This is a genomic window from Lacrimispora sp. (genome assembly GCF_031982545.1).
GTDB lineage: Bacteria > Bacillota > Clostridia > Lachnospirales > Lachnospiraceae > Lacrimispora.
The window spans coordinates 45,493-59,549 of sequence record NZ_DALYXB010000012.1; the positions used below are offsets into that span (position 1 = coordinate 45,493).

General features: G+C 38.4%; 14 protein-coding genes. 12 read left to right on the plus strand and 2 right to left on the minus strand.

Annotated elements, in window-relative coordinates:
* Nucleotides 1–92 precede the first annotated feature (92 nt).
* The 8 genes from ABS301_RS19385 to ABS301_RS19420 all read left to right on the plus strand — a co-directional run bounded on the left by ABS301_RS19385 (nucleotide 93) and on the right by ABS301_RS19420 (nucleotide 9,730).
* On the plus strand, nucleotides 93–2,072 hold the full coding sequence (locus ABS301_RS19385) for an alpha-amylase family glycosyl hydrolase (RefSeq protein ID WP_349673777.1): 1,980 nt from the start codon (nucleotides 93–95) through the stop codon (nucleotides 2,070–2,072).
* Nucleotides 2,073–2,127: 55 nt separating this feature from the next.
* Entirely contained in the window at nucleotides 2,128–3,357 is a 1,230-nt protein-coding gene (locus tag ABS301_RS19390) for an extracellular solute-binding protein (RefSeq protein ID WP_349673856.1), read from the plus strand.
* 78 nt (nucleotides 3,358–3,435) lie between these two features.
* Nucleotides 3,436–4,326, plus strand: coding sequence for a carbohydrate ABC transporter permease (locus tag ABS301_RS19395; protein WP_349673778.1), 891 nt, complete (start codon nucleotides 3,436–3,438; stop codon nucleotides 4,324–4,326).
* A complete protein-coding gene (locus tag ABS301_RS19400; protein ID WP_349673779.1) occupies nucleotides 4,323–5,165 on the plus strand; it encodes a sugar ABC transporter permease in 843 nt (280 codons plus the stop codon). The genes ABS301_RS19395 and ABS301_RS19400 overlap by 4 nt, the downstream gene beginning before the upstream one ends.
* Entirely contained in the window at nucleotides 5,165–6,919 is a 1,755-nt protein-coding gene (locus tag ABS301_RS19405) for a glycoside hydrolase family 13 protein (RefSeq protein WP_349673780.1), read from the plus strand. Before ABS301_RS19400 ends, ABS301_RS19405 begins: the two co-directional genes overlap by 1 nt.
* 309 nt (nucleotides 6,920–7,228) lie before the next feature.
* Nucleotides 7,229–8,149 carry an ABC transporter ATP-binding protein gene (locus tag ABS301_RS19410; RefSeq protein ID WP_349673781.1) on the plus strand — a complete coding sequence of 307 codons (921 nt, stop codon included), beginning with the start codon at nucleotides 7,229–7,231 and terminating at the stop codon, nucleotides 8,147–8,149.
* Between the two features lies 1 nt (nucleotide 8,150).
* Nucleotides 8,151–8,987, plus strand: coding sequence for an ABC transporter permease (locus tag ABS301_RS19415; protein WP_349673782.1), 837 nt, complete (start codon nucleotides 8,151–8,153; stop codon nucleotides 8,985–8,987).
* Nucleotides 8,988–9,163: 176 nt separating this feature from the next.
* A complete protein-coding gene (locus ABS301_RS19420; RefSeq protein ID WP_349673783.1) occupies nucleotides 9,164–9,730 on the plus strand; it encodes a flavin reductase family protein in 567 nt (188 codons plus the stop codon).
* Between the two features lie 40 nt (nucleotides 9,731–9,770).
* On the opposite strand, the gene ABS301_RS19425 is transcribed toward ABS301_RS19420, so the two are convergent.
* Entirely contained in the window at nucleotides 9,771–10,694 is a 924-nt protein-coding gene (locus tag ABS301_RS19425; RefSeq protein ID WP_349673784.1) for an ATP-dependent DNA ligase, read from the minus strand.
* Entirely contained in the window at nucleotides 10,694–11,470 is a 777-nt protein-coding gene (gene ku, locus ABS301_RS19430; protein WP_104436027.1) for a non-homologous end joining protein Ku, read from the minus strand. Before ku ends, ABS301_RS19425 begins: the two co-directional genes overlap by 1 nt.
* 157 nt (nucleotides 11,471–11,627) lie before the next feature.
* Between ku and ABS301_RS19435 the strand changes: the two genes are divergently transcribed.
* The 4 genes from ABS301_RS19435 to ABS301_RS19450 all read left to right on the plus strand — a co-directional run bounded on the left by ABS301_RS19435 (nucleotide 11,628) and on the right by ABS301_RS19450 (nucleotide 14,021).
* Nucleotides 11,628–12,206, plus strand: a complete 579-nt coding sequence (locus ABS301_RS19435) for an RNA polymerase sigma factor (protein WP_349673785.1) — start codon at nucleotides 11,628–11,630, stop codon at nucleotides 12,204–12,206.
* A complete protein-coding gene (locus ABS301_RS19440) occupies nucleotides 12,203–12,982 on the plus strand; it encodes a zf-HC2 domain-containing protein (RefSeq protein ID WP_349673786.1) in 780 nt (259 codons plus the stop codon). Before ABS301_RS19435 ends, ABS301_RS19440 begins: the two co-directional genes overlap by 4 nt.
* A 154-nt stretch (nucleotides 12,983–13,136) precedes the next feature.
* Nucleotides 13,137–13,784 carry a hypothetical protein gene (locus tag ABS301_RS19445; protein WP_349673787.1) on the plus strand — a complete coding sequence of 216 codons (648 nt, stop codon included), beginning with the start codon at nucleotides 13,137–13,139 and terminating at the stop codon, nucleotides 13,782–13,784.
* A 33-nt stretch (nucleotides 13,785–13,817) separates the two neighbouring features.
* The gene (locus ABS301_RS19450) at nucleotides 13,818–14,021 is read left to right on the plus strand and encodes a hypothetical protein (RefSeq protein WP_104436035.1); all 204 of its coding nucleotides are present in this window, start codon (nucleotides 13,818–13,820) and stop codon (nucleotides 14,019–14,021) included.
* Nucleotides 14,022–14,057: the final 36 nt, after the last annotated feature.

The window sequence follows — 14,057 nt, forward strand, 5'->3', positions numbered from 1 at the left end:
AGGAGTGGTATTGTTATAATTTGCTTATAAATACCGGTATTTTATAAATAGTAAACAACATATCAAGAATGGAGAAGGAAGGGGAAAGGGTAGTGGAAAAGTTGTTAAAACGTATTGTAAGCTTTGTACTTTGTTTCATTATGACAATGCCACTGTTACCTCCAATGGAGGTAAATGCAGCTGAAAGTCTTCGGGGAGAGTCTATTTATCAGATTATGGTTGATCGTTTTTATGATGGGGATAATACCAATAATGCTACTGGAGAAGCTTTTCGATATGCAGAGAACACAGAAGAAGATTATCGTTATATGCACGGCGGTGACTGGCAGGGAATCATAGATAAGATTTCTTACATTAAGGAAATGGGATATACCGCAATCTGGATTTCACCGGTGTCTGACCCACAGCTATGGGGAATACCGGATTCCAGTGGCAAACAGTGGCCAACTGCCTATCATGGCTATAATGTATTTGATCCCAATCGAGCCAATCGCTATTTCGGTTCAAGAGATCCTCAGGCCAGCAAGGATAAGCTAAAGGAATTGGTAGATGTTTGTCATGAAAATGGAATTAAGGTCATTTTTGATGTAGTTCCCAATCATATGGGAGATTATCTGCAAGGAATCGGAAGCAATGCTCATTATACCAATGGTACAGGATTAAAAGAGGGCACTCAGTTGCAGCCTGCGGCGCCATTTAATAATGTCTCATGGTATCACAATAAAGGAGATATCAACTTTAACATAGAGCATCCTCATACATCAACAAGCACACAGATGCTTGAAGATCATGATCTGGGTGGTCTGGATGATATTGACTTTGATAATAAAGATGCCAAGGGTGCAATGTTCGACTCTATAAAAAACTGGTTTACCTATACAGGGGCAGATGGGGCCAGAGTGGATGCGGCAAAATGTATGAAACCATCTGATATTCATGAATTGCAGAAATATTTGGGAGTTGCAACCTTTGGCGAGAACTTTGATATGCATGTGGAATTTATAAAGGATTGGGTCGGAGATAACGCTGAAACAGGTATGCTTGATTTTCCCCTGTTTCAGGCTATTGTAAATGATTTTGCATATGGTAAGAATTTTAACAACACATCGGAAATATCTCTTCAATCCATTTTGGCACAGGATTATCTTTATGGCACTCATCTGAATGATATGGTTACATTTATTGACAATCACGACAGAAATCGTTTTCTGACAGAAGCTGGGGGCGATGTTGATAAACTCCATAATGCGCTAACATTTATATTTACAGCAAGGGGAACCCCGGTGGTTTTCCAGGGAACAGAGCAAAACAGAGGAAATGCCAATGGTCAGGGGATCAATGGGATTGCAGATACCTGGAATCGTTGGTCCATGGTAACGAAGGATCAAAACGGAAATGTAATAAAAGATTATTTTAATACATCCACTAATACCTATAAGCTTATCCGGACTTTAAATGATCTTCGGGAAAAATATGAAGCTTTAAGCTTTGGAACACAACGTGAGATGTGGACTTCCATGCATACCTATGCGTTTTCAAGAAGAATGGACAGCGGAAAAAATGCGGGACAGGAATTAATTTGTGCATTTCATAATTCCAAAGGGACGGACACTGAAACGATGTCAATACGTGCCGAAAGTTCCATAAAGGCAGGGACTACGTTAGTAAATGTAATGAATCCCAGTGATAAAATAACCGTATCCCAAGATAAGAAAGTGACAATAACCCTTACCGGAGATACTTCTAAAATATATGTGGTTGATGAAAATACAGGTGATGCCATTCCGGTGACCATTCACATTCGCAGTGCGTCTACGGACTGGGGACAGAGTGTTTATATTTCAGGGAACTGTGCTGAACTCGGTAACTGGGATCCAGGCAAAGCAGCAGGGCCTGCGGCCTGTCCCAACTATCCGGAGTGGAATTTGACCGTATATATTCCGGCAGGCCAGAAAATTGAGTTTAAAGCAATTAAGAAGAATGCGGCAGGCAATGTCATTTGGCAAAGTGGAGATAATCGCGGCTATACGGTGCCAGCATCGGGGGCAGGGACAGTGAATATAGACTGGTAAGTCATTTGTAACATAGTTTCTAAATTTTGAATGGAGGACATGAGAAGTGAAGAAGATGGCATTGGTTTTGTGTATTGCAATGACTGCTGCAATGTTTACAGGATGCAGTAAAAATACGGACAGCGTTGCAACAAAGCAGGGGAATAAGGAAGCATTGAGTACCATCCGTATCTGGCATGATGGAGATAAGGCAATGATACAGTTGATGGAAGATCATCTAAATGAGGCTTTAAGTGGTGATGGAATCACTGTAAAATTCGAGCAAAAGAGCGGATTAACAGATCAGATAAAGCTATATGGAAGCGATGAGGTGAATGGACCGGATCTTTATATGTATGCCCATGATTCTCTTGGAATGTTTGTGGAAATGGGAGCTTTGGCACCAATCACGGATGTGATTGATAAAAACATTTATGCGGATATGCTTCCCATGACGCTGAAAGCAGGGAATTATAAGGATGCTCAATACCTGATGCCTGTCTACTTTGAAACACTGCTTTTCATTTATAATAAGGATTTGTGGGAGGGAGAAGTGCCTTCCACCACGGAAGAACTTTATTCCTACATGAAAAATCATACAGATGCCACTGCAGGAACTTATGCTTTAGTGAACCAGCATTCAACTGCTTATAATGTAGCTCCCTTGATAAACGGATTTGGCGGATTCATTATCAATGAACAGGCGAAGCCAGGACTAAATGATGAAAAGACCATGGAGGCAATTGAGTATAATAAAAAATTTGCCAAATTAGAAGCGGACGGGGACTATAATACGGTGAATGCCCTGTTTAAAGACGGAAAAGCCGCCGCAATTATTGGTGGACCATGGCTGATATCAGGTGTGAAAGAAGCTAAAATCAATTATGGAATAATATCCTTATGTGATTTCAAACTGCCAAACGGTAATGCACTGGTGCCATATTCAGGTGTGCAGGGAATTGGTGTTATGAAGCATGCAGCGGAAACGAAAAAAGATGCGCTGGAAAAAGTGCTGAAAGAAATTGCTGATCCCCAGCTTGGAATTGATCTGGCAGAAAACTCCAGATGCGCTCCTGCCAATCAAAAAGCCTATGAAAATCCAACGGTGTCAAAGGATGAAATGATAGCTGCTATGAGAAAGACTGCTGATATTGCCCAGCCAATGCCAAACATTCCCCAAATGAGCGTAATGTGGGGACCTACAGAATCACTTCTTGCGGCAGTCAATAAATCAGGCAAAGATTTAAACAACGTTGCGGATGAATATCAAAAACAGGCAGAGACTGCAATCGCAGATATGCAATAAAAGTGTATGTACAGACACCTTACCTGTCCTATTATAGGAGAGATTGCTGCAGATTGGGGATATAGGAGTAGGTAATTTATGAACAAGAAAAACAAAATTCTTCCATGGGAATATAGTTTTCCCTCAATTATATTAATCGGATTAATTGTAGTATTTCCGATTATATATACCATATATATTTCGTTTACAAATATGAATCTGTATCATTGGACGGACTATGAATTTATAGCCTTAGATAATTATAGACGTGCATTAACCAAACTGAATTCAGGTTTTATGTCTGCATTATTAACTACAATCATTTGGACCGTTTTAAATATGGTCATACAGATTTTGGCTGCTTATTTGATTGCGCTGGGATTAAATGCAAAAGGGCTAAAACTGGCGAGACTATACAAGACACTCCTGATGTTTCCTTGGGCGATGCCGGCTTACATATCTATTTTATTATGGAGAGTAGGTATTTTTAATCCGCAGTACGGTTTGTTAAATAAAATACGTTCTGCGCTGGGGTTTTCCAGCATGGACTTTTTATCTGAAAACATACCGGCTTTTATCTCCTGTATGGTATTAAACTTGTGGATGGCACTGCCATTTCTCATTATGATGATGGATGGGGCGTTGCAGAGTGTGGATATCAGCTATTATGAAAGTGCAAGATTAGATGGAGGCGGGTGGTGGGCTCAAAATTTATATATAACAATACCATCCATTAAGCCCATATTAGCTCCTTCCATTATTATGACGACATTTACCACCTTTAAGCAGTTTGATATTATCTATTTATTAACAATGCAAAAGGGCTCTCTTACAGGAGCAACTCTTCAGACTGTTATTACATATGCGCACCAAAATGCCTTTGTATCAAATAATTATGGGCTTTCTTCCGCTGTATCCATTGTGATATTTGGATTTATTATTCTTTTTTCTTTATTTGTCAATCGAGGCATTCGGGAGGAACACGTATGAGAATAAAAACAGCAAGACGCATGGCCCGTTTAAGTATCTTAAATGTATTTTTTGTATTGTTATGTTTTATTACTTTAATTCCTATTTTATATGCATTTTTGCTTTCCGTAAGCAGTGATAGTTCTGCATTTGGAAACGGATTCTTATTTCCCAAGAGTCCTACCTTGAAAAATTATAAAGCCATCCTGTTGGAGGAGCCATTTCTTATATGGCTTAAGAATTCAGTTGTTCTTAGTCTTGGGACCATGATACTTGCAATGGGGACTTCGGTGACAGCGTCGTATGCATTTTCCCGCTTCCGGTTTCGGGGGAGAAATGAGATGTTAAAGCTATTGCTAATTTTGAATGCGTTTCCACAAATCTTATCGATGTTTGCTATATTTAGATTGTTTAAAAACATGAACCTATTAAATAATTACATCGGTTTAATCCTGATTTATGCAGGAAGCATGTGTATATTCAGTATCTGGAATATGAAAGGTTACTTCGATACCATTCCCATCGAAATAGAAGAATCTGCAAGAATTGATGGCGGAAGTTCGGGACAGATCATATGGAAGATCATATTACCTCTTGCCAGACCTTCCATTATTGTGACTGCTGTCATGGTATTGATTTTTGTATGGAATGAGTATCTGTTTGCAACTACATTTTTAATGAAAGAGGAGAACTATAACCTTGCAGGCGGGCTTTATCAGCTTCAGGCCAATGATTACAGCAGAAGCTGGTCCTTATTTTCAGCAGCCGCAATTTTAGTTTCAGTACCTATTTTGATCCTGTTTTTTTCCATACAAAAATATATGGTATCAGGACTGACTACAGGAGGAGTGAAAGGATAATGAAAAACAACATGAAAATAAATCGTGAGGCTGTTTTGCATATTCCATTATCAAATTATGCATTTGCCGATTCGGAACATAGATTGACCATAAGAATACGAACACAAAAGGACAATGTTTCAGCGTGTACCTTATACTATGGTGATCGGGCTTGTCCTGCTACGCCCGTTGTTTTTGAAGAAATTCAGATGGAAATAAAAGCAAGGGATGAACTTTTTGACTATTATGAAGCAACGTTTGAAACACCATATACCCGTGTATGCTATTATTTTAAGCTGCAAAATGAAGGAGAGTGGACCTATTATTACTCAGAACGCTTTTCAAATGAACTTGCAATTCTTTATTTTGAACGTAACATTATGGAAGAAAGAAGCGAGTATTATCAGTACCCCTACATATTAAGAAATGAAATACCAGATGTACCAGCATGGTTTAAGAAGGCAGTCGTTTATAATATATTTCCCGATAGCTTTGTCGGTGAGGAATCTGGTTCGCTCACACAGCCAAAGGAAGTGGTATTAGAAAATGGAAAGGTCTGCAGATCAAGATTAGGAGGAACACTGAAAGAAGTTATAAAAAATCTGAATTATATTCAGGCACTTGGCGTTAACTGCATTTATTTCAATCCCATATTTGCAGCAGGAGAATACCACAAGTATGATACCATTGATTATTATCACATTGATCCGTGTTTTGGAACCAATGAGGAATTTAAACACTTAGTGGAAGAAATTCACAAACGAGAGATGAAGATCATTATAGATGGCGTATTTAATCATTGCAGCTGGGAATTTTTTGCATTTGAAGATGTAATGGAAAAGGGAGAAACGTCAAAATATATTGATTGGTTTTATGACTTAAAGTTCCCGGTTCGCCGGCCGCAGCCGGAAAAAGAAAAACCTGGTTATGCCTGCTTTGCTTATGAGCCTAAGATGCCCAAACTAAACACTTCAAATGAAGAGGTGCAAAAGTATTTTGCCAATGTAGGTACTTTTTGGATTCGTGAGTATCAAATAGATGGCTGGCGGCTAGATGTAGCAAATGAGATAGACCGGAATTTTTGGAGGAAATTCAGAGAGGCAGTAAAAAAAGAAAATAAGGAAGCAATCCTCATTGGTGAAGTGTGGGAGAATGCAGAAAGCTGGCTTCGGGGAGATATCTTTGAGTCAACCATGAATTACGAATTCAGACGAATTTGCCGTGATTACATCATCGGTGATAATAAAAATGCGTTAACAGCCGCCAAACAGCTGGAACAGATGAGGCTCCGTTACCCTACCAATCTTGTAAACGGGCAGCTGAATCTTCTGGATAGCCATGATGTACCCAGATTTTTATCTCTTTGCAGGGGCGAACTGCGAAAATGGAAATTAGCTTGTATCCTTCTTATGCTGTTCCCGGGAGTCCCCAGTTTATTTTATGGCGATGAACAGGCAATTTGCGGAATGAAGGAAAATGAATACAGGAATCCCATGGTATGGAGCCAAAATCCACAACTATATGAATTTGTGCAGAAGATCATAGAGATAAGAAAAGAATATATAGAGGAAGACACTTCCTATGAAGTATTATGGAAAGAAACCGATGAACGAGTGTTGACTTTTGTGAGAGATGGAAGAAAGGGAAGATTATTGGTAAGTCTGAATGTTTCAGAGATGGATCAGGAATGGAATAGAGAGGCGAAAAATATGATTCTTGCCTCCACGGGAAATGAAGAGCTTCTGGAAGCAATGGGCTATAAACTATATTTATAGATTTAATGGAAAGCGGTATTTTGCCATTTGTTCGAATTATCAATGGCAGGGTATCGTTTTTTTGATTGGTCAACAAGATACCAGGGGAATTGCATGGTACACTTTCTCTGTTGTAAATGATATTTTATTATGATAATATAGCAGTATTCTTGCTGCATTTCATAGTAATTGCAGCTTTAATTTTTTTAGTGACACTGGTACACCGCATAAAATAGGGGCTTTTCGTTGATGATAATGCTGTGTTTGCTTCGTCATAATAAGTTATATCAAATTATACTTTACTACAATCAGCAATAAGGAGATAAAACTATGAATCCAATCATTCAGGTTAAAAACTTCACAAAAAAATACGGTGACTTTGTCGCAGTAAACGATATATCTTTTGATGTGGAAGAAGGCAGTGTATTTGCATTTCTGGGACCAAACGGCGCTGGAAAAAGCACTACCATTAATACGTTATGTACCATTTTTGAAAAAACTTCCGGTACGTTATTGATCGATGGAAAAGATGTGAGCAGGCAAAAAAGCGAGGTACGGTCTTCCATTGGAGTTGTATTTCAGGATTCCACTCTTGATGGGAAAATGACCATTGAAGAGAATTTAAAAATGCACTGTGTATTTTATAACATTCCAAACAAGGAAGTAGAAGAACGAATTAAGTTTGTTTTAAACCTGGTGGATTTAACAAATGAAAGAAAGAAAATGGTTTCCGCTTTATCAGGAGGAATGAAACGGCGTGTTGAGATTGCCAGAGGCCTGGTGCATTATCCAAAGGTTTTATTCCTTGATGAGCCAACAACAGGGCTGGATCCCCAGACCAGGGCACATATATGGGAATATATTATGAAGCTTCAAAAAGAAAGGAATATTACAATCTTTCTAACCACCCACTACATGGAAGAAGCCGAGATCTGCAGTAAGATAGCGATAATGGATGGCGGGGTAATTGTAGCACATGATACCCCTTACGCATTGAAGAAAAAGTATACGAAGGATAAAGCTTATATCAATACAAATGATGAAGAAGGGTTTGAACGCCTGCTAACGGAGCATCAGTTAAACTATTCAAAAAAAGATGGTTATTATAAGGTGGAAGCAGAGTATCTGGACCGCCTGCTGGAGGTGTTAAGCGTTCATAGGGAGCACATTACCAATATTGAAATTAAAAAAGGAACCTTTAATGATGTGTTTTTAGAAATAACAGGAAAAAAGATCAGGGAGGAGGGATAATATGAATACAGTATTCGCCTTATGGAAAAGAGGGCTAAAAGCATTTGTACGAAATAAAACCGGGCTCGTATTTTCGCTCATATTTCCTTTTTTCTTTGTATATGTATTTGGTGCAATATTTAAAAATGATTTCATTGAAAATCCCATCGCTTACATGCTTTCAGGTGTTATTATCACCACTGTGTTTGAAAGTGCGCTAAACCTTGCGTCTTCAACGGTTGATGATATGGTCAGTGGTTTTATGAAAGAAGTTTTGGTGTCCCCGGCAAAGAGAGTTTATGTTGCAATGGGACAATTACTGTCCGCAGCAACGGTAGCCACCTTGCAGGGTATCCTGATCCTGGTAATTGGTTTATTTATCGGTATAAAGTTTACCAGCTGGAAAACTCCTCTGCTGGTGCTCGTATCCATGGTTTTTATCGGCATCGTATTCTCTGGCGTTGGGTTATTTTTAGCCACGAAGGTACGCAACGGTCAGACATTCCAGATCGTAAAAACAGCAGTAACGATGCCCCTCACGTTTCTGTCCGGTGCCTATGTTCCATTGTCCATGCTGCCAGGCTCTTTAAAGTTTGTAGCTTACCTTAATCCAATGACTTATGCCACAGCATTTTTTAGAATGATCGTCTTGGAAAAAGGGAATCTTCCTGTTTCCGAACTGATTAAAGAAGGATTGGTGGTTGAAATAAATGGGTTTGCAATTACTCCGATTATGACGTTTGGAGTTATTCTGGTCATTGGGTTGGTGTTCCTGCTTCTTTCAACCATATCCTTTGTTAAGACAGATTTTTCCCGTCTGAACCGAAGTGCTACCGATGCCAATGCGCTTTGGGGATAACAAGTCAAGCCCCTTAACGTTTTAGCGAAGCTGGTTATAACAAGCCTTGGGAGTATATTTTAGAAAGATGCTGGAAAATTCACGTTCTCATCACCTGGGAAATATTCAATGGTTTGAGGGTCTGTTAAAGGATATGGAGCTTTAGGGGCAGTATTTAGAAGGGGGTATCTAACTATATGGAGAAGGTTAATATTAATCCGGATTGGGTGTTTAGTCCACAGCCAATGTATATCATTGGAACAAAAAACGAAAATGGCACTCCAAATTTTTGTATTATCACATGGATAGGATTTTCATTTGATAAGACACCACATTTAATGATGACCATAGGCGGAAGCAAGCTTACCAAGTCAAACATACTTCGGGATAAAAAGTTCTCTGCTAATATGATTACTGAGGATAATCTTTGGCTTGCAGATTACTTTGGTAATACGCAAGGTGAGGAAGAGGTGAAAAATAAAGTATCTTACAGCTATGAATGGGGTAAATGCCTGGAAGTTCCTATGGTAGAGGAGTGTCACTGGGCATATGAATGTGAAGTATCCAAAATAATTGAGCTTGATGGTGCCCATCTATTTCTGGCTGAAATAAAAAATATTCAAATTGATAAAAAATATGAAACCATGGATCTGAAAAAAATTGATTTAACCGAATTGAAACCTGCAATCTATGCACCTTATAATTATTTTTCAATCGGAAAGAAATTAGGTGAAATGGGTGATTGGGAACAATACTTTGAGTAAATTTATATGTAAACAGGATATAAGAAGCCTGGGTGTACGCTTATATCCTGCATTCCATTGCTAATTTATCATCTCTGATACCTTTAAATACTGGCTGGCGGAAGCTTTCTTTTTCGGTTGGCATAGACTCAACAATACATACCAGCTCTGGCGCCAGCCAGACAGCATCTTCATTACCTTTAGGCACATATCCAAAAGGAGAATAGTCAATAATCTGATACTTGTGCTCATTTAATATCCTGAGACTTACTCCCAGAGTAACATGTCCCTTGTATACGAGTAAATCATCGTCGTATTGCCCCAGTATAAGGCTGGTCATGTTATTTTCCTTTGGTATATAACCGCAGATAACACAATCATCAGAAGCCATTATTTTACACTTAATCCAATCTTTCGATCGATTCCCCTGCCAGTACAGGCTGTCTTTTCTTTTTGCAACAATTCCTTCTAACCCTTTTTCTTTTACAAGGTTAAATAGCATAATTCCGTTATTCTCGACGTATCGGGATACAGAGATCAGATTATTCTCAATAATCACATCATCTAAATATTTCTTGCGTTCCATAAGTGGGAGCATGGTGATGTCTTTATCTTTGTAATATAAGATATCATAGGCGATAATACTGGCAGGATATTTACTGGCAGCTAATTTGATCTTAAACTGATTACTCATTAAAGCCCTTTTCTGGACTTCGTAGAAATCGGGTATTCCGTTTCTAAGGACTAGTAATTCATGGTCCAGGATGCACTTGACTTTTACCTGTTTATATAAATCTTCCAATTCCGGAAAGAGAGGTATCATTAATTTATTTCTTTTATTTCGCATATCAGTTTTATCGCTTAAAAATGACAAGCATCGGATACCGTCCCATTTTATCTCGTAGATATGATCTGGTGAGTCAAATGGGTCTTTCATCTCAGATATCAGCATGGGACTTACATTCTTACTGTCAAATAGATCCATCAGGCTAACCCTTTTGTACCTTTTGCCATTTCAACTGTTCTCTTCATGGCTTCCATCAGGTCAATGATATTATTCTGACTTTCCGTATCTGCGTTTACAATCTCTTTGCCTGCTATTTTTGTTTCAATCGCCTGGCGCAGTCTTTCCTGGTATTCGTCATGATAAAGACCTGGATCGAATGTTGAAGTCATGGAATCAATTAAAGTTTTCGCCATATCTATTTCTGCCTTATTAACTTCCGCCTTGGCTGTTGCAACTGGCACAGCCTGAATTTCTGCCTGATAGAAAAGAGTTTTTGCAATGATTCCATCTTTGGTCGGGTACAAAACCATTAAATTCTCAGTCGATCCGATTACTGTTTTTGCAATACCAACTTTTTTTTGTGAAAGCATTGCCTGACGCAATAATTCGCAGGCTTTTTCAGCTCCCGGCTCAGGAACAACATAATAATTCTTCTCATAATAAATTTGATCCACGTCAGTTAATTTTGCAAAATGCTCAATATGGATTGTTTTATCTTTCTTGGTCTTGATTTTCTCCAGTTCATCCTCGGTAAATGTAACATATTTACCCTTTTCATATTCATAACCTTTAATGATTCCGTCAGGCTCCACTTCCTTATTACAGGAGGGGCAGATCTTTTTGTATTTTACCCGCTCATGAGTATCTTTACAAAGCTGATTAAAACTAACAGAAATATCTTTTGTGGTTTTATATAATCCAACGGGGATATAGAGCATTCCTACACTAATTGCACTTTTATGAGCTACGGCCATTGTAACGCCTCCTTTTATTTTTATTATTGTTTGATAAAAGAATGAAAATATTCATTACGGAGTGGTTTTGAGCCATATTTTACGGATAAAGCAGTTCTTATAAAGTCACTGCAGGTGCCCTATTAACTGGATTGACAGACATTTTCATGATATTATAATGGCAGTGAGAATAAATATTTTTAATTTTTCTGTAACGAAACTCTATTTTTCAGGATATAAGGGTAAGAACAAAAGACTGGAGGCAGCAGCCTTGAATGATATTGAGAGAGCCTACACGCAACATGCAAAAGATGTATACAGATATCTGCTTAGTCTGACGCATAATGAAGATCTGGCAGAAGAACTGACGCAAGAGACATTTTTTCGTGCTATGCGGACAATGAGCAAATACGATGGAAGCTGTAAGGTGTCGGTGTGGCTCTGTCAAATAGCTAAGCACATTTGGTATCAATGGTTGGAGAAGCGCTCCCGTTTCAAGCAGATTGAACTTACCGACGATATGCCGGGGTATGAATCACCGGAAAGAACCACATTACTTCGGATGGAGAAAACAACCTTATATAAGGCGATTCATTCATTGCCGGAGCCAATGCGGGAGTTGGTACATATGCGTTTAACTGGCGAATTTACTTTTGCTGAGATCGGTGAAATTTTAGGTAAAAATGAAAACTGGGCGCGTACCATGTACTATCGAGCTAAGCAAAAAATAATGAAGGAAATGGAGAGACTTACATGAAATGTTCCATTGTTAAAGATCTGTTATCTAATTATATTGACGGCTTGACAAGTGAAGAAACAGATGCAGAGATAAGAAAACACCTTGATAATTGCAGGGAATGCCGTACTCTTTATGAAGAAATGTCCGTAGTTATATTCAAGGAAATACCGACAGAAGATAAAGATATTGATTTTCTTAAAAAGTTAAAAGCAAAAATATTACATAAGAATATTATGGTTGCTCTTTTGACTTGCACAATTTTATTATGTGGCTTAATTATTTTTGCAAAGTACTATGAATTGCCACTTCCTTTTGATTCTAACCGTATGTTTGTAGAATTATGTCCTTCCGTGGTAGTAACCAATAAAGATGGCAGAACTATGTGGAAAAAATTAAAACCTTCCGATGCTGGAGCCACCGGGCAAAAAGATTCCGGAGATGTGATTAATGTGGTTGAGAGAGTATATCGAGGGATTTCCCAAATTACTGAAAATTCATCAGGCAGAGATGTTAATCGGAACGGGGAGAAAGTGAGGGTTGTTTATTACTGTTATGCGAAAACGCTGTGGACCAGCCTGTTCTTTGACTACGACCTTGCAGCTTATAGTGAAAGCGGCAGTAGCACCGGCTCAGATATATATGGTGACGGTTACGAAAGTACAGATTACAAACCGCAGATGATAGAGATTTATTATTTGCCGGTTAGAAATCTGCATAAGCTTGATGATTTAACGGATGAAGAATTCGATGGTCTGAAAGAAAAGGGTACATTGGTATGGAGTGGGGTTAATTAATGTGATTTTATCCTTTCCGTATCTAGGCACCTGTCTGCAATAACAGGTTATTTTATTTCGTTATTTACCGATATAATAAAATAGAAGGCAGTGTTAATAATGTATATATAAACTGCTTTTTCGTACAAAGTTTTTTTATATCAGGGGGAAAAGGATGAGAAAGGGAAAAATGATATTAATTGCTTTACTAGTTATTTTTGCGACAGCCTTCGGGCATCAGACCATAACGCAGGCATCACAGACAAGTACAACGGTATCTGTTACAGATTCGATCCAGAGGTATGAAAATGAGTTTAAAAAATTGGAAAGATTCAATATTGACGAGACTCAGAAGCTGGCAATGATTTTAGCAGCGGAATATATGGATATTCAGCAGCGAATTGACTTGGATGCGCTCTGTGAACTAAGCCCTCAGATCGCAACAGACATATCAAATAACAGACAGGCTATCTTTGAATATTTCTTGTTAACGGATAATTTTGAACTGTATGAAGTAGATGGAGCCAGACTTGATGGCAATGCTCTGAACTTTAATGCGGTCTATACATTTACCGTTGCAGATATTTATGGAACCAGCCGATCACTGCTTTACACGAAGTTTGTTTATCAGTATGCAGATGGTCAATGGCACTTAATTGCAAGTGGGGAAGATGCGGATCCATCAATGTCTGGCAAGCCCAACCGAGTGGCAATTTTATATGGTAAGCAGGATAAAACGAAAGAACAGTTTGGAGTAGATAATATTATGAATCTGTTTGAATTCAACAAAGTGAATTACCGTGAAAAGTATCTGAATCAGTAAAGAAAAAATCCAACTCAAAAGAGGTGATACAAAATGAGTAAATACAATGCATTATGGGAATACGTCCAGAAAAATGGCAGTCCGTCCTTCAAACTGACGTTTGATGAGATCGGCGAGATCGCAGGAATACCTTTAGACCACTCTTTTTTAACATATAAGAAAGAACTGGCTGAATATGGATATCAGGTAGGAAAGATATCCATGAAAGAAAAAACGGTTATTTTCAATATTTTATAAGTAAGGGGGAATCTTCCGTGGGGGAAAAAGCAAAAA